Source organism: Kitasatospora sp. NPDC056531 (assembly GCF_042794375.1).
Lineage (GTDB): Bacteria > Actinomycetota > Actinomycetes > Streptomycetales > Streptomycetaceae > Kitasatospora.
On sequence record NZ_JBHTTU010000280.1, the window covers coordinates 384 to 2,557 of the forward strand.

A 2,174-nucleotide genomic window follows, 5' to 3' on the forward strand; every position below is an offset into this window, starting at 1 on the left:
GGTGGCCGTCGACCGGCACGCGGACCGGGTGACGGGCATCCGCCTGGCCGAGGGGACGCGGATCGCCGCGCCGGTCGTCGTCAACGCGGCCGGCCCGTGGTCGGGCGGCCTCAACCGGCTTGCGGGCGTCGGCGACGACTTCACCATCGGCGTGCGCCCGCTGCGCGAGGAGGTCCACCAGGTCGCCGCACCGGGCGGGCACGCCACCGGCCCCGTCCCCGTCGTCGCCGACCTGGACCTCGGCACCTACCTGCGCGCGGCACCCGGCGGGCACCTCCTGATCGGCGGCACCGAGCCGGACTGCGACCCGCCCGAGTGGATCGACGACCCGGACCGGGCCGACCCGCGTCCCACCGCCAGCCGGTTCCGGACGCAGGTGACCCGGGCCGCGCGCCGCTTCCCGGCGATCGGCGTCCCCAACCGGCCGCTCGGGGTCGCGGGCGTGTACGACGTGGCCGACGACTGGACGCCGATCTACGACCGCACCGCCCTCGACGGCTACTACGTGGCCATGGGCACCAGCGGCAACCAGTTCAAGAACGCCCCGCTGGTGGGCCGCTACCTCGCGACCCTGATCGACCTGGTCGAGGCCGGCCACGACCACGACGGCGATCCGGTCCGTTACCGCTGCGAACACACCGGCAACGTCGTGGACCTGGGCTCGTTCTCGCGCCGCCGCCCCGTCCGGGCCGGCTCCGCGCGGACGGTCACGGGGTGACCAACGGACGGCAATGGGGTGGTCTCCGCTGATCGGCGGACGGTCACGGGGTGGTCACCCGCAGCTCCCGCACCAGGTCCGCGACCACGCCGACCACGAACTCGGGCGCCTCGTGCGGGAAATCGTGACCGGTCCCCTCCGGCGTGTACACCAACCGGGACGCCGACGACGCCGCCAGGTACCGGACCCGGGTGCGGAGGTAGAACCGCCGGATCCGCTCGGCCTCGACCGCGTCCCGGGCGCCGGCCAGCACCGGCTCACCGCCGATGAGATCCCGCGGTATCACCAGGACCAGCGGCAGGTCGGCGAGATCCCCGTCGTACACCACGGTCTCCCAGCCCGCACCGGCCAGGCCGGACGGCGAGAGCTCGCTGAAGATCGACGCGGCGGCGCAGTTCTGCCCCGTCCGACCGCGCCGGCCACGGTAAGCACCGAAGAGATGCCGCACCGCAGCCAGCAGGAAGCACCGGCGCATCCCCGCGACCAGCCCGTTGGCCGGCGCGAAGGCGATGACCTCCAGCGGCGTCGGGTCCAGCAGCACCAGCCCGGCCGTCAGGTCCGGCCGCCGCCGGGCCACGTTCGCGACCAGCAGCCCGCCGAAGGAGTGGCCGACGAACACGAACGGGGCCCGCTCCCCTGCCGCCTCCAGCGCCGTCAGCAGCTCCTCCGCCTCAACGGCCGTCGTCCGGGGGAAGGGCCCGGTATCGCTCCAGCCCGTGCCGAACCGGTCGACCAGCACCGAGCGGGTCCTGGCCGCCAGCATCGTGTGCAGCTCTCCGAAGTCCTCACCGGGCGCGTGTCCCCCCGGCATCCACACCACCGTCGGCCCGGCCGCCGGCTCCCCCTCGCCCAGGACGTGCATCCGGTAGCCGCCCACCTCGACCAACGCCCCCGGCGCCGGCCGCGCCCGCGTCTCCCGGGCCACCAGCACCAGGTGCCGCACGGCCCCGACCAGCAGCGCCGCACCGACAGCCACGACCAACACACCGAGCGCCACCGTCCAGGTCGTGCCGAGCGCCACAAGGACGCCGCCCACCCCTGCCGTCACCAGCGCGACCGGCACTCCCGCCCAGTCCCGGCTCAGCAGCGCGAGCAGGGAGTTCGCCACCCGTCCGTCCGGACGCATCGTGTCCTCCGCGACAGCAACATCCGACAGCTGACCCCTTTCCATGTTCTTCCCCGTCTGCCCGTGCCCTCACCCCACAACCACTCAAGAACGCACCGCGTACGCCCAAGGACCCTGGGTCATCGACACCCGGGCCCGACCCGGCCCCGGCGGGACGGACGGCTCAAGGGTGCAGCCCCGGCGAATTCCGCTTCCTTCCAAGCACTTTGAGGACCCGGGAGGTCACCGTGAGCGGCCTGAGCGGGGCGGTGAGCGCCGGGGACGACGAGCCGGTCAGGACTGGCGCAGGGCCTCGCTGAGGCGGTTGGCCGCCTCGACGACGGCCTGGAA

2 protein-coding genes are annotated in these 2,174 nt (G+C 74.2%); one reads left to right on the forward strand and one right to left on the reverse strand.

All coding sequences use genetic code 11. The features are described from left to right. On the forward strand, positions 1-718 hold a 718-nt coding region (locus ACFQ87_RS45575), incomplete at its 5' end, for an NAD(P)/FAD-dependent oxidoreductase (RefSeq protein ID WP_380616941.1). 43 nt (positions 719-761) lie between these two features. On the opposite strand, the gene ACFQ87_RS45580 is transcribed toward ACFQ87_RS45575, so the two are convergent. Next, positions 762-1,844 carry an alpha/beta fold hydrolase gene (locus ACFQ87_RS45580; protein ID WP_380616942.1) on the reverse strand — a complete coding sequence of 361 codons (1,083 nt, stop codon included), beginning with the start codon at positions 1,842-1,844 and terminating at the stop codon, positions 762-764. Positions 1,845-2,174 lie beyond the last annotated feature (330 nt).